The organism is Kitasatospora sp. GP30 (assembly GCF_029892145.1).
Lineage (GTDB): Bacteria > Actinomycetota > Actinomycetes > Streptomycetales > Streptomycetaceae > Kitasatospora > Kitasatospora acidiphila.
The window spans coordinates 433,639-446,977 of sequence record NZ_JARZAH010000003.1 but is presented as its reverse complement, the minus strand read 5'-3'; the positions used below and the strand labels follow the sequence as shown (position 1 = coordinate 446,977).

Annotated in this window: 13 protein-coding genes; 4 read left to right on the top strand and 9 right to left on the bottom strand. The window is 69.3% G+C overall.

Features of this window, described 5'->3' with window-relative positions; translation table 11 throughout:
• The first annotated feature begins 366 nt into the window (after positions 1-366).
• Both rpsA and P3T35_RS07950 read left to right on the top strand, forming a co-directional pair.
• On the top strand, positions 367-1,857 hold the full coding sequence (rpsA, locus tag P3T35_RS07955; protein WP_101379853.1) for a 30S ribosomal protein S1: 1,491 nt from the start codon (positions 367-369) through the stop codon (positions 1,855-1,857).
• Positions 1,858-2,185: 328 nt separating this feature from the next.
• The gene (locus P3T35_RS07950) at positions 2,186-4,462 is read left to right on the top strand and encodes an MMPL family transporter (RefSeq protein WP_101379852.1); all 2,277 of its coding nucleotides are present in this window, start codon (positions 2,186-2,188) and stop codon (positions 4,460-4,462) included.
• Positions 4,463-4,520: 58 nt separating this feature from the next.
• Here the strand turns inward: P3T35_RS07950 and P3T35_RS07945 are convergent, their stop codons facing one another.
• On the bottom strand, positions 4,521-4,967 hold the full coding sequence (locus P3T35_RS07945) for a MarR family transcriptional regulator (protein ID WP_101379851.1): 447 nt from the start codon (positions 4,965-4,967) through the stop codon (positions 4,521-4,523).
• A gap of 80 nt (positions 4,968-5,047) precedes the next feature.
• Here P3T35_RS07945 and coaE point away from each other — a divergent pair, with 80 nt between their 5' ends.
• Positions 5,048-5,638 carry a dephospho-CoA kinase gene (gene coaE / locus P3T35_RS07940; protein ID WP_101379850.1) on the top strand — a complete coding sequence of 197 codons (591 nt, stop codon included), beginning with the start codon at positions 5,048-5,050 and terminating at the stop codon, positions 5,636-5,638.
• Positions 5,639-5,667: 29 nt separating this feature from the next.
• Here the strand turns inward: coaE and P3T35_RS07935 are convergent, their stop codons facing one another.
• From P3T35_RS07935 to P3T35_RS07925, 3 genes are all read right to left on the bottom strand, one after another.
• Positions 5,668-6,048, bottom strand: a complete 381-nt coding sequence (locus P3T35_RS07935) for a VOC family protein (protein ID WP_101379849.1) — start codon at positions 6,046-6,048, stop codon at positions 5,668-5,670.
• Positions 6,049-6,114: 66 nt separating this feature from the next.
• Entirely contained in the window at positions 6,115-6,795 is a 681-nt protein-coding gene (locus P3T35_RS07930) for a VOC family protein (RefSeq protein ID WP_101379848.1), read from the bottom strand.
• A 51-nt stretch (positions 6,796-6,846) separates the two neighbouring features.
• On the bottom strand, positions 6,847-7,602 hold the full coding sequence (locus tag P3T35_RS07925; protein WP_101379847.1) for an SAM-dependent methyltransferase: 756 nt from the start codon (positions 7,600-7,602) through the stop codon (positions 6,847-6,849).
• A 23-nt stretch (positions 7,603-7,625) separates the two neighbouring features.
• Here P3T35_RS07925 and P3T35_RS07920 point away from each other — a divergent pair, with 23 nt between their 5' ends.
• On the top strand, positions 7,626-9,161 hold the full coding sequence (locus P3T35_RS07920) for a recombinase family protein (RefSeq protein ID WP_218976664.1): 1,536 nt from the start codon (positions 7,626-7,628) through the stop codon (positions 9,159-9,161).
• Here the strand turns inward: P3T35_RS07920 and P3T35_RS07915 are convergent.
• From P3T35_RS07915 to P3T35_RS07895, 5 genes are all read right to left on the bottom strand, one after another.
• Complete coding sequence (locus tag P3T35_RS07915) at positions 9,127-9,678, bottom strand: hypothetical protein (protein WP_101379846.1); 552 nt, start codon at positions 9,676-9,678, stop codon at positions 9,127-9,129. The genes P3T35_RS07920 and P3T35_RS07915 overlap by 35 nt on opposite strands.
• 118 nt (positions 9,679-9,796) lie before the next feature.
• Positions 9,797-11,272, bottom strand: a complete 1,476-nt coding sequence (locus P3T35_RS07910) for a replication initiator (protein ID WP_348533403.1) — start codon at positions 11,270-11,272, stop codon at positions 9,797-9,799.
• A gap of 536 nt (positions 11,273-11,808) precedes the next feature.
• Positions 11,809-12,255: a hypothetical protein gene (locus P3T35_RS07905; protein ID WP_101379845.1), complete on the bottom strand. Its 447-nt coding sequence runs from the start codon at positions 12,253-12,255 to the stop codon at positions 11,809-11,811.
• Between the two features lie 18 nt (positions 12,256-12,273).
• Positions 12,274-12,492 carry a hypothetical protein gene (locus P3T35_RS07900; protein ID WP_101379844.1) on the bottom strand — a complete coding sequence of 73 codons (219 nt, stop codon included), beginning with the start codon at positions 12,490-12,492 and terminating at the stop codon, positions 12,274-12,276.
• A gap of 102 nt (positions 12,493-12,594) precedes the next feature.
• Complete coding sequence (locus P3T35_RS07895; protein WP_280704761.1) at positions 12,595-13,035, bottom strand: ATP-binding protein; 441 nt, start codon at positions 13,033-13,035, stop codon at positions 12,595-12,597.
• Positions 13,036-13,339: the final 304 nt, after the last annotated feature.

The window sequence follows — 13,339 nt, the reverse complement described above, 5'->3', positions numbered from 1 at the left end:
CGCGTAGGCTATGGGTGCGGAAAGCGCCGCTGCTCGGCACTGCCCCTCGGGGCCGGGTCGGCGGTGGCATCCGGGGTGACTGGGCCCCGAGAACTGCCCCACGCATCACGACCTGCCGGTCGGATACGGGCGCAGTTGGAGGATATGGCCTGATCCATACCGGCCTGGACGGTCTCGCGGGCTTCGACGTTGACCGTTCCTGCCTGTCCCCGTATGCTACAAGTTGCGCTGCGGGCCTGCGCGCCTCGGACGGAGCAGGTCGCGCTCGCATCTGTCGAAGACCCCACGGGCTTTTCGGTGGGAGCGATACGGGCCCCCGCGTGGCATTACCTACGACTTCATGTCCGTACCGGAGCCCTTTTCCTAATGACGAGCCCCACCGACACCTCTGTCAGCACCACCCCGCAGGTCGCGGTCAACGACATCGGCGACGCGGAAGCGTTCCTCGCGGCGATCGACGAGACCATCAAGTACTTCAACGATGGCGACATCGTTGAGGGCATCATCGTGAAGGTCGACCGTGACGAGGTGCTCCTCGACATCGGTTACAAGACCGAGGGCGTCATTCCGTCCCGCGAGCTGTCGATCAAGCACGACGTCGACCCGCACGAGGTCGTCTCCGTCGGTGACGAGATCGAGGCCCTGGTCCTCCAGAAGGAGGACAAGGAGGGTCGTCTGATCCTGTCCAAGAAGCGCGCCCAGTACGAGCGCGCCTGGGGCACGATCGAGAAGATCAAGGAAGAGGACGGCATCGTCACCGGTACCGTCATCGAGGTCGTCAAGGGTGGTCTCATCCTCGACATCGGCCTGCGCGGCTTCCTCCCCGCCTCCCTGGTCGAGATGCGCCGCGTGCGCGACCTGCAGCCCTACGTGGGCAAGGAGCTCGAGGCCAAGATCATCGAGCTGGACAAGAACCGCAACAACGTGGTCCTGTCCCGCCGTGCCTGGCTGGAGCAGACCCAGAGCGAGGTCCGCCAGACCTTCCTCACCACCCTGCAGAAGGGCCAGGTGCGCTCCGGCGTCGTCTCCTCGATCGTCAACTTCGGTGCCTTCGTGGACCTGGGTGGCGTCGACGGCCTGGTGCACGTCTCCGAGCTGTCCTGGAAGCACATCGACCACCCGTCCGAGGTTGTCGAGGTCGGCCAGGAGGTCACCGTCGAGGTTCTCGACGTTGACATGGACCGCGAGCGCGTCTCCCTGTCGCTGAAGGCGACCCAGGAGGACCCGTGGCAGCAGTTCGCCCGTACCCACCAGATCGGCCAGGTCGTTCCGGGTAAGGTCACCAAGCTGGTTCCGTTCGGTGCGTTCGTCCGCGTGGACGAGGGCATCGAGGGTCTGGTCCACATCTCCGAGCTGGCCGAGCGCCACGTGGAGATCCCGGAGCAGGTCGTCCAGGTCGGCGACGAGATCTTCGTCAAGGTCATCGACATCGACCTCGAGCGTCGTCGCATCAGCCTCTCGCTGAAGCAGGCCAACGAGTCGCTCGGTGCCGACCCGGCGTCGGTCGAGTTCGACCCGACCCTGTACGGCATGGCCGCGTCCTACGACGACCAGGGCAACTACATCTACCCCGAGGGCTTCGACCCCGAGGCGAACGACTGGCTGCCCGGCTTCGAGAAGCAGCGCGAGGAGTGGGAGCGCCAGTACGCCGAGGCGCAGGCCCGCTTCGAGCAGCACCAGGCCCAGGTCATCAAGAGCCGCGAGGCCGATGCCGAGGCCGCTGCCGAGGGTGGCGACGCGGTTGCCGCCGCTGCCGGTGGCAACTACTCCTCCTCCAGCGACGAGGGCGCCGGCGCCCTCGCCTCGGACGAGGCGCTGGCTGCCCTGCGCGAGAAGCTGGCCGGCGGCCAGAGCTGAACCGCGTAGCTAGCCTGCTCTAGCCCTGTGGGCCCCACCCGGATTCCGGGTGGGGCCCACATGCGTTTCCCGGCGATCGCCTCCGTATTTCAACGGTCATCAGTTCATTGATCATCATTTCGGTGATCATTTTTATGATCATTCCTGGGTCGCTATTCATGCCCCGCTCATGATCGTGTTCGTGTGCGGATCGTCCCTGTTCAACTGCGGATTGTGCTGTGATCAGGGGCTCATTGCGTTTTTATGGGTCTTTTAGGAGCGACCACCTAGCTTGGGGGGAGTTGCCCGACGGGTTTCCCGCCCCGAAATGCTTAGGCAGACCCGCTTGATGCGCCTCAATGCCACCACCGAGCACCACCTGGCCACGGCGGCCCCCGGCCGCCTGGCCGCCCTCGGCCGCTTCTGCCACCGGCACCGGCGGTGGGTGCTGGCGTTCTGGGTGGCGGTGCTCGCGCTCGGTGTGCTGATCGGCGGCCGGGTCTTCGAGGGCTCGGTCACCCACACCTCCTCCGGCGGGGCCGAGTCGGCTCGCGGGGACGCGATCGTCGCCGCCGCGGATCCGTCGGCGGGCTCCATCACCGCCGTGGTGGCCGGCCGGCCGGTGGACGACCAGGCGGTGCGCACGGCCGTCACCGGCGCGGCCCAGGACATCGCCAAGCTGCCGGGCGTGCTCTCGGTCGCCGACGCCTACCAGGGCGGCCAGCCGAGTGCGCTGACCGCCGTGGACGGCAACGGCAGCCTGGTGAACGTCCGGATGACCGACAGCGCAACCACGGCGCAGCAGCAGGCGGTCGGCCAGCGGCTGGCGCAGATCCAGGCCCCCGGCACCCAGGTCAAGGTCGGCGGCGACCTGGTGGTGCAGCAGGAGGTCAAGAGCCAGACCCAGTCCGACACCACCTTCGGCGAGATCGTCACCCTGCCGCTGACCCTGGTGGTGATGGTGCTGGTCTTCGGCGGCCTGGCGGCCGCCAGCCTGCCGGTGATCGGCGCCGTCGCCTCGGTGGGCGGCGCGCTGCTGGCGATGTTCGGCTTCAGCCACCTGATGGACCTGGACACCTCGGTGCTGCCGATCGCCACCGTGCTGGGCCTGGGCCTCTCCATCGACTACGCGCTGCTGATGGTCAACCGGTTCCGGGAGGAACGCGGGCATGGCTCCTCGCCGGCTGCCGCGATCGAACGCACCGCCGCCACCGCCGGCCGCACCGTGGCGTTCTCCGGCCTGACCGTCGCGGTCGCGCTCAGCGGACTCTTCGTCTTCACCAGCCCGGTCTTCTCGGCCGTGGCCGCCGCCGGGGTCAGTGTGGTGGTGATCGCGGTGCTGGCCGCGCTCACCCTGGTGCCGGCGCTGCTCGGGTTCGCCGGGCACCGGATCAAGCCGCCCAAGCACAGCGAGCCGGACGAGGGGTTCTTCGCCCGCACCGTGCGCAAGGTGCAGCGCCGGGCGGTGCCGGTGGCGCTGGTGTGCGTCGCCCTGCTGATGGCCGCCGGTGCGCCGTTCCTGGGCGCCGACATGCGCAGCACCGGCGCCGCCGCGCTGCCCAGCGGCTCGGCCGGGCGCCAGGTGGCCGACATCGTCAAGGCGGACTACCCGCAGGCCGCTCCGGCGCCGGTGACCGTGGTGGTGCGGGGCAGCGAGCAGGCCGCCGCGCAGTACGCGGACCAGGTGGTGGCCAAGCTGCCGGGCGTGGCCGGGGTGCGCGCGGTGCAGCCGGTCGACGCGCAGCTCAGCACCGTGGAGGTGCTGGTGCACGGGGATCCGCAGGGCTCGGCGGCCAAGCAGGTGGTCAATGAGCTGCGGGACCACCGCGGCGGCCTGGAGACCTATGTCACGGGGGACGCCGCCAGCGTCGTCGACTTCCAGCACGAGCTGACCAGTCGCGGGCCGTGGGCGTTCGGGCTGGTCGCGGTCGGCACCCTGGTGCTGCTCTTCCTGATGACCGGCTCGGTGGTGATGCCGGTCAAGGCCCTGCTGATGAACGTGCTCTCGCTGGGCTGCTCGCTCGGCGCGCTGACCCTGGTGTTCCAGCACGGTTGGTTCGCGAGCACGCTCGGCTTCACCCCGACCGGGGGGCTGGAGACCTTCATCCCGGTGCTGGTCTTCGCCTTCGCCTTCGGGCTGTCGATGGACTACGAGGTCTTCCTGCTCGCGCGGATCAAGGAGCTGAAGGACCGGGGGTACGACTGTCGGCGGGCGGTGCAGCTGGGCCTGCAGCGCAGCGGTCGGATCATCACCTCGGCCGCGCTGCTGATGGTGATCGTCTTCGCCGGGTTCGCGGCCGGGCAGATGCTGATGGTCAAGGAGATGGGCATCGCGCTCGCCGTGGCGGTGGCGGTGGACGCCACGCTGGTGCGCTGCCTGCTGGTGCCGGCCGCGATGAGCCTCTTCGGCGAGTTCAACTGGTGGGCGCCGGCTCCGCTGAAGCGGCTGTACCGCCGGTTCGGGCTGCGCGAGCATGTGGAGCTGCCGCCGGTGGAGGCGGGGGAGGGGGTTCCGGGCGAGGCGGCTCTGGGCGAGGCGGGCGTGGCTGCTCCGGTGGCGCAGGGCGCTGTGGTGCCCGCGCCGCGCGGGGCGGGGGCGACGGCTTCGGCTTCCGCTTCGGGGTGACCGAGCGCTTGCTCAGCTGGTGGGTGCGGTTGCCGGCTGATCGTGACCAAGCGCTTGCTCAGGGCCTCGGGTAGCGGGAGATGCGGCGCAGCAGAGCCATCGCCTGACGGAGCACCAACTGCTCCGCCTCGGACATCTCGCTCTCGATCGCGGCAGCCATCCGGTCCTCGCGCCGCCGCCGCTGCTCCTGCAGCATGGCGATGCCCTCCTCGGTGGCATGCAGCACCACCTTGCGGCCATCGGTCGGGTGCGGCTCCTGGCGGATCAGCCCGGCCTCGCGCAGCTGGGTCACCGTGCGGGCCATCGACTGGTGCCGCACGTGCTGGTGCTCGGCCAACTCGGCGGTGGTGCGCGACCCCTCGCGCACCAGCAGACCGAGCGCGGCGGCCTGCGGCTGCGGCAGCGCCGACTCCTCGTCCCGCAGTCGGCGGGCCAGCTCACCGATGGTGCTGCGCACGTCGAAGGCAAGCTGCTGCGGGTCGATCCGGTCGGTCTGGCTGCTCATGGGGGTCACTCTAGGGCGTGCGGTACCGCCGGGTACCTCCTGGCGGCCGGGCGACGGCTACGGGCGAGTAGTCTGCCGCTATGCGGAAGATCGGACTGACGGGCGGGATCGGAGCCGGCAAGAGCGCGGTCTCCCAGCTGCTGGCCTCCCATGGCGCGGTGCTGGTGGACTCCGACCTGATCGCGCGTGAGGTGGTGGCCCCCGGCACCCCCGGACTCGCCGCCGTGGTCGAGGAGTTCGGCCCCGGGGTGCTGGCGGCGGACGGCTCGCTGGACCGCCCCGCCCTCGGCGCCGTCGTCTTCGCCGACCCGCAGCGGCTCCAGGCCCTGAACGCCATCGTGCACCCCCTGGTCCGGGCCCGCTCCGCCGAACTCGAGGCGGCCGCCGCCGATGACACGATCGTCGTGCACGACATCCCGCTGCTCGCCGAGAACGGCCTGGAGTCCCTGTTCGAGCAGGTGATCGTGGTCGACGCCGACGAGGACGTCCGCCTCGACCGCCTGGTCCGCCTGCGCGGCATGCCCGAGGCCGAGGCCCGCTCCCGCATGGCCGCCCAGGCCACCCGCGAGCAGCGCCTCGCCATCGCCGACCTGGTGGTGGAGAACAACGGCACCCTGGCCGAACTGGAGCAGCGGGTCAACGCGGTGTGGGAGCAGCTGACTTCAAGCTGACGGCCGGCTGACTTCAAGCCGACGGCCGCTCAGCCGACCGGCTCCAGCAGATCCCAGCGGTTCCCGTACAGGTCCTCGAACACCGCCACCGTTCCGTACGCCTCGTGCCGCGGCTCCTCCAGGAACCGCACACCGGCCCCGCGCATCCGGGCGTACGCGCCGGCGAAGTCGTCCGTGCACAGGAACCAGCCCACCCGGCCGCCCGTCTGGTCGCCGATCCGCTCCACCTGCTCGGGCTTGGACGGCCGCGCCAGCAGCAACCCGCTCTCCGCCCCCTCCGGCGCGACCACGACCCAACGGCCGCCGTCGGCGCGCGGGGCGTCCTCGCGCAGCTCGAAGCCGAGCGCGTTGACGTAGAAGGCGATGGCCTCGTCGTAGTCGCGGACGAGGAGCGAAGTCAGGGCGATCACGAGGGTGAGCGTAGAGGAAGGACGAGAAGGGCGTCGGCCTGGCGTCGGAGGTCTGCGGCTGGGAGCCTACGCCGGCCAGCCGGCGGTGCCGATGCATGCTTCGTTGCCCTCGGGGTCGGCCAGCACCCAGTGGGACGGTGCGTGGGCGTCGGTCACCAGGCGGCCGCCGGCGGCGATCGCCGCGGCGATCCGGGCCTCGGCCTGGTCGTACGGGAGCCAGACGTCCACGTGGACCCGGTTGCGCTGCGGGCGTGGGGCGTCCAACTGCTGGAAGTAGAAGGGCGCACCACGACGGCGCGGGTCGATCAGGTCCTCGGCGCTGCCGGCGCGGTCCTGGTAGCCGAGCAGGGCGCGCCAGAACGGCACCACGGCGGGGAGGGCCAGGGCGTCGACGGTGACCTGGACGGTCTGCACGGCGGACGGCTCGGACAGGATGCCGAGCCGGCGGGCGACCGCGGAGATCTGCCGGGCCAGCTCGACATGGCGCTCGGTCAGCCCGTAGTAGTCGTCTGCGACCGTGATCAGCCGCACCGTCACGCCGTCGTTCCGCAGGTCGACGTCGGGGTACTGGCCCTCCAGGCCGGTCAACTCGCCGATCTCCTGCACCAGTCGGCTGCCGGCCGCGAACGAGCCGGTGCGGAAGTACGCGCACGCTCCCTCGCCCAGCACGCGCCAGTCCTCAAGACCGGCCCTCTGGTGGAACTCCTGCGGCCTGATGCGCGTGATCTTGTCCTCGACATGGCTCATGCGCCGACCGTACCGGCCGGCGCCGACAGTGTGGCGGGCCCGGCAGCGGGGTCAGCCCTTGCGCGCCACGCCCGCCCAGATGCCCACCTGGGCGTCCGTCTCGCCCGGCGGCTGCTCGGGGTGCCACAGGGGTGCGGTGACCACGCCGGGGGCGAGTAGGTCCAGGCCGTCGAAGAAGCGGGTGACCTGGGCCTTGGTGCGCAGGGTGAGTTGGGCGGTGGCGTTGCGGTAGATGGCGGGGCCGCGGCTGGTTTCGGGGGCGGGGATGAAATCGCCGGTGCCGTGGGAGAGGGCCAGGTAGCTGCCCGGGGGCAGGGCGTCGACCAGGGTGCGGACGACGCGGTACGGGTCGTCAGCCTCGTCGATGAAGTGCAGTACGGCGAAGAGCAGCAGGGCGACCGGCTCGCCCGTGGAGAGCAACTGCCGCACGGTCGGGTCGGCGAGGATGGCGGCCGGCTCGCGCAGGTCGGCCTGGACCACGCTGGTGCTGCCGGGGGCCCGGGAGGAGAGCAGGGCTCGGCTGTGTACCAGCACGATCGGGTCGTTGTCCAGGTAGGCGACCTGCGCATCCGGGTGCACCCGCTGGGCGACCTCGTGGGTGTTGCCCGCCGTGGGGATGCCGGTGCCGATGTCGATGAACCGCCGCACCCCGAGCCCGGCCAGCTGCCGAACCGCCCGCTGCAGGAACGCCCGGTTGGCGCGGGCGCTTTGCCGCACCATCGGCCCGAGGGCGAGCACCTTCTCGGCGGCCTCCCGGTCGGCCGGGAAGTTGTCCTTGCCACCCAGGTAGTCCCCCAATTCACACATTGGTGCGAGGAGGGGTGGGCATCATGTCTGATGTGATCACAACGGACTACGACGGATGCGGGATGTGCTTCGTCGCGACGCGCAGGCTCAGCCGGACGACCGACAGCACGAGCAGCCCGGAGCGGCAGGCGAACCAGATCATCGATGCCGTCAGCCAGGTGGGCGGGCACATCATCGCGTGGGCGGACGACTGGGAGGTGTCCGGCGCGACCGATCCCATGACCCGCAAGGGGCTTGGTCCCTGGTTGCAGGGGAAGATGGGCCCGTATGACGGGATCGCCGCCGCGAGCGTGGACCGAGCCGGGCGCAACGTGCGGGATGTGCTCAACACGCAGGAGTTACTGACCAGCCAGGGCCGGAAGATCGTCACGGCCGATCACGTGGGCGTGTGGGACTTCAGCAACGTCAACGACGAGAACGAGTGGATGTTGAAAGCGTGGGGCTCGCAGATGGAGCTGAGGGCGATTCAGAAGCGCAACCGTGACGAGACGTTGCGTGCCCGTGCGGCAGGCCAGCCCAAGCAGCGCCCGTCGTACGGGTACATGTACGTGCGGGTGTTCGCGGGAGGCAAGGTCGATCACGTGGAGATCGATCCGGTCGGGGCGGAGATCATCCGCACGGTGGCCGAACGCATCCTCACCGACGAGACCGGAAAGATCACGTGTGCCACCGAGGCCGCACGGCTCAACCGAGAAGGTGTCCCCAGCCCGGGGGACCGCCGCGCCCAGCTGTACGGCCGCGAGCAGAAAGGCTCACTGTGGACGGCGAAGACCGTCAAGCTGATCTTGACCAGTGAGGCCGCACTCGGCTACCTCATGCACGACGGGGCACCCGTCATCGGCGAGGAGGGGCAGCCCAGGCGAATCGCCGAACCCCTGTGGGAACCGGCCACCAGGGACGCGCTGATCACGGCGACCGCCATCAAGCGCACGGCCAGCCGAGCCCCCAAGGGAACGCGCCTGCTGTCGGGCATCGCGTTCTGCGGAACGTGCGGGATGCGCCTGTACATCGCTGGTCGCAAGGGCCCCACCATGGCCTACGGGTGCACGGCCCGGGTGCGCGGCATCGCTACTTCCCAGCACTGCAAGCCAGCCCCCGGCATGTACGTCGATGTGCTTGATCAAGCAGTGGCGGACTGGTTCCTGGTTCGCTTCGGAGCGGCCGAGGTGATGCGCAAGGTCTACGACCCGGGCACCGGCTACGCCGCGCGGATCGCCGAGTTGGAGAAGAGCCGCACGCGTCTGCGCGACGATCGGCAGGCCGGACTGTACGACTCACCCGCCGAAACCGAGTGGTTCCAGGCGAACTACACCCGCATGAGCAGGGAGATCACGGAGCTTCAGGCACTGCCCGAACGCGCGCCCGGGATGCGGATGATGCCCACCGGTGTCACGGTCGCCCAGCAGTGGGAGCAGGCCAGCGACGACGCGGCGCGACGCGAGGTCCTCAACCAGTACGACGTGCGCGTGGTGCTGCACCCCAGGCGCAGGGGCGAGAAGACCTCCCGCTACGAGATCACCGGAATCAATAGCGAGGAGTGGTTTCCGGCCCACTCGTAAGGTACGGCGCACGGTAGTCGCACGTGGAGGGGATCTTCGCGTGCGGCTGCCGCGCCCAGGCATCAACCGGCGTCAGCTGGGACAGCGCCGGGGCCAGGTGGCGCACGAACCCGCCGCCCCGGTGCTTGACGATCACGACCCGTGCTCCCAGGTCACCGAGCGTCCAACCGGCCAGCCTCGCCGCAGTATTCGGCCCGAAGACCTCATCCACCGTCCACGGGCCCAGGTCCAAGCCGATCACTCTGCCCGGAGCCCAGAGCAGCCAAAAGCCCACGACCGACCCCGACGCCCACTTGATCAGCACCCGCAACGTGGGCGCGTCCGTGATCACGACCCAGTCGCCCGAGCCGTCCGGTTCCGCCGAGCCGCCGAGCAGCCCCGCCCAGTGTTCCGCCCGTTCTTGATTCTCCGTCACCAGGCGCCACACCGCCTCCAGATCCCCGCCGGGCACCCGTACACCGTGCACCGTCGCCCAGCCCACAACGTCAGCCCCCACAGCACCCACCTCCTTGATCATCCGTGTTCACCCACTCCCGTCAGCCCGCCTTGGACCCCGCCGCGCCCCACCCACCCGCCCAAGAGCGGGGCCCATGCCGGGTGAGGTTCGCGGTACGCATCAGCCCCGCACCTTCCGGTCACTGCGGACCCCCATCCGAGCCAAGCTCCACACGCGCGATCTCTCGATTAGTGGCGATGTCCTCGGCGACGCCCCGGGCGAACAGCGCCTCACCCGGCGTGTAGCCGCGTCCCACATACCGCCAGGACGCATCGGTGACGACCTCCACGCCGGCGGGCGGCTCAGACGTGCGATGCCGGGCCCTGGCAGCTCGAAGTTCCCCGTAAGTCGTGGAATACGCAACCGACTTGGTCAGACAGTGGCCCCGGTATCCCAGCATGTGAGCCCACGCCCGCAGCCGCAGATGCTCCAACTCAGCCAGACCACCCAGGCGCCAGCACGTACCGATCAGAGCCCGCACATGCGGCGACACGGCCAGACCCGGGATATCAGCGGCGGAGGTGATCGGGTAGTCCACCGCCCCGGCCACCTCAGCACTCTTGGTCACGTACTTGGCGACATACCCGGCCACCGCGTCATCGCGCAGCGCCTCATCGTCCGCGAACCCCCGGATCGGCCGGATGTCCAGCTGCTCACCCCAGCGCAGGACGACATCCCCGTACGCGGCGGACGGCGGCGCCTCCACGTACACGCCAGCCGCAGCGTGCCGTAGACAGTCCTCCAGGAGCAACGCCGACACCCACGACGGAGGCAGTGAGCCGGGGCCGCCCGGACCGTCCAGGCGCACGACGGCATGGAAGTGCACCGCACCGCGCTTCTGGTACTCGGCCACCTTCGCGAAGGAGACGATCACATGCTGGCGCAGCTGAGCCCGGGGCACCCCCACCGCAGTGGCCACAGCCCGGCGCGTCTGATCGGTGAAGCGGTTCCACAGCCGCCCGGCGTGCGCTTGCCACAGCACTTGACCCGGGTAGTCGTAGCAAGCCGGGCACAGCGGCGAGCCGACCAGCGGATCATCCGCAGCATGGACCGCAGCGCAACCGGTGGGCTGACCATGCTGACAGCGCGATGCGCTCCGACGTGACCGGCACAACTCCCCGTCAGTGGTAGCACGGTGGACCCGGCCGAAGGACGGTGCGGTCAGCGTCACGAACAGTCGCGGATGACCGGACACCGTCTCGGGCAGACCCTTGCCGCCGGTCAAGCCCGCCCGGACGAGGTGGAACGTATCTCCCTGGTACAGCCGAGAGCAGGCGGGGCAGCGGGTGACACGGCGGTTGCCGCAGCGCACGGCCAGCCGCTCACCCGGTTCATCGGCGGTCGAGTAGGCGGAGAGGATCTCACCCGTCGCCGCGTCCACGGTCGCCGTGTGGCCGGACAGGTAGACCGGCTCAGCGCACCCGCCGACGCCGTGAACCTGCTCAAGCCAGCGAGTGAAGCCCGGAGCGGAAGCGGTGCGAACCATGTCCCGATCCAGGTCGGACAGAGCACGCAGCCTGGCGTCAAGCTCCAGCTGGGAACGGCGGGCAGTCGGGTCGGACCACGGGTCAGGGCCAGGTCGAGCAGGGATGAACGCGCCATCGGTGACGGACACGATGCCTCCTCCAGGCATGCCAAACGGTCGGGGAGTCGAGCCGAACGAGCAGACCGACTGGTCGTGGTCGATGCATGACGAGCGGTTCCTTTCAAGATCACCAGCTGACGCCGGACGGTCGTGGCCTAGAACGGCGAAGTCGCTTGCAGGCCACGGAAGTTCGCCTGAAGAGACTCCGATACTGACAGTCTCTCAAACAGCACTGACATTCGCCATCATGTTCGAATCAGCTTGCGGGCAGGGCCCCAGCCCAGTGGCGTAAGTCTTCTTTACGTTCCTCAAGCGGCGGCGCATTCGCGCCGCCGGGCGGCCCTTGCCGCTCCGGCCGGGCATGCGGCCTGGCGGCCGGTCCCGGCCGGGCGGCCAGGGCGCCCCACGCGAACACCCACCACGAGAACGACGATCACCCGGGCCAATGCAGCACTCGGACAGCCAAGATCATCCAGCGCCAAGCCGCGGGAGACCAGCCGATCAGCCCGCGGCACGGATGCGCGGGCCCGGCCACCACCAAGGCAGCCGGACCCGTCGAGCCATCGTCACTCCTCCCCGTCGTCCTGGCCTTCGTCATCCTCTTCCGCTTCGCCGTCCTCCACCTCGGCCCACAGAGCCGCTTCTGCGGCAGCCCGCTCCTCGGGGGTCAACCGCTCCAAGCTCGGCGGTGCCTCGGGGTCGAAGAACACCTTGAGGTCACCGAAGCCCCCCGGGTGCACGAACACCCACCGTTGTTCCAACTCGCAGACCGGACGGGCGTAGCGGATCAACGCCGTCGCCACCTCGCCCGCCCGCAAGCCCTCCTCGTCATCGGCGCCCACCGCGCAACGCAGCACATGCCCGACCATCTCCGGGAAGTGGTCAGTCCCGCACGACCCGCTGACCGTGGAGCCAAACTCGTGGGTAAACCAGTACTCGGCGGACCATCGCTTACCCCACCCCGGCGGCAACCCCAGGTCCGACACCATGCGGGGAGAGAAGTCCTCGCTCACTTTCTTCTACTCCTCTGGCTAGCTGTAGCTGATGCCCTGATAGGTGATGCCGTGGACGTGCGCCAGGTGGTTCCGCCACAGCACCCGGGCATCCACCTCAGCGGTCCCGTCTCCCTGCCCGATGGCGATCTCATGCCGCTTCTGGAACTCCAGGCACACACCACACCCGGGACTTGTCTCCGGCATCGGCAGCCTGCCGAACACGGCATCCACGATCGAGGCGGTTTCGTCGGACATGCGCTCTCCTCACGGTTCGGCGTCGCTGGTGCTCACCTCCGGCGAGGACACGCGGACGCCAGATCTCAAACTTCGGTGATCAGTTGCTGATGCGGGCCCAGGTCACTCACTCGGACCGATGACCGCCCAGATCCGTTTGCCACCACCACCGCACGGCTCGTGCCCCCACTCCAGGGCCAGCTGATCCACCAGCCACAGCCCCCGACCGGACTCGTCCTCCGCGCCCGCCAGACGCTGGCTCGGCAGCTTGCTACTGGCGTCGTGCACCTCGATCAGCAGACGCCCCGGCAAGCACTGGAACCGGACGAAGACCGGCTGAGCCGACTGCGCGCTCCCGTGCACGACTGCATTCGAGACCAGCTCGCTCAGCACCAACTCGGCGTCAGAGCAGTAGAGTTCACCGCTCTCGTGAGCCGCCACATACTCCCGCAGCATCGCGCGAGCCCGCCCCACCGAGGTCTCGTGGGGAGGCAGCCACGCCGAACACTCACCAGCCACTACGGGCGGCCCGTCCAAAGCTCGGGATGCCGCGACCGCTTCCATGCACGGGACGCTAAAATCCTGCATGTCGACCTGCTTTCGTCAGGTTGGCCACGCCCCCGGACCGGTCACGCGGTCGCGGGGGTTTGACGTTTCTTGACGCGCAGTGGGATAGCTGCGCCCTGGCGCAGATCGCCTGACTGCCCGTCATGATCACAGTCTGTTGAGACTGATCTCACGCCGAGTAGTCTGCTCCTGACGGCACGCTAAATGCAAGCCATCACCGAAGCTTGCATTTAGCGTGCTATCGAACGGTGAGCGAGCTTGCAGCAAGCATGCAAGGGTGCTTTCATTTCTCATGCTGGGA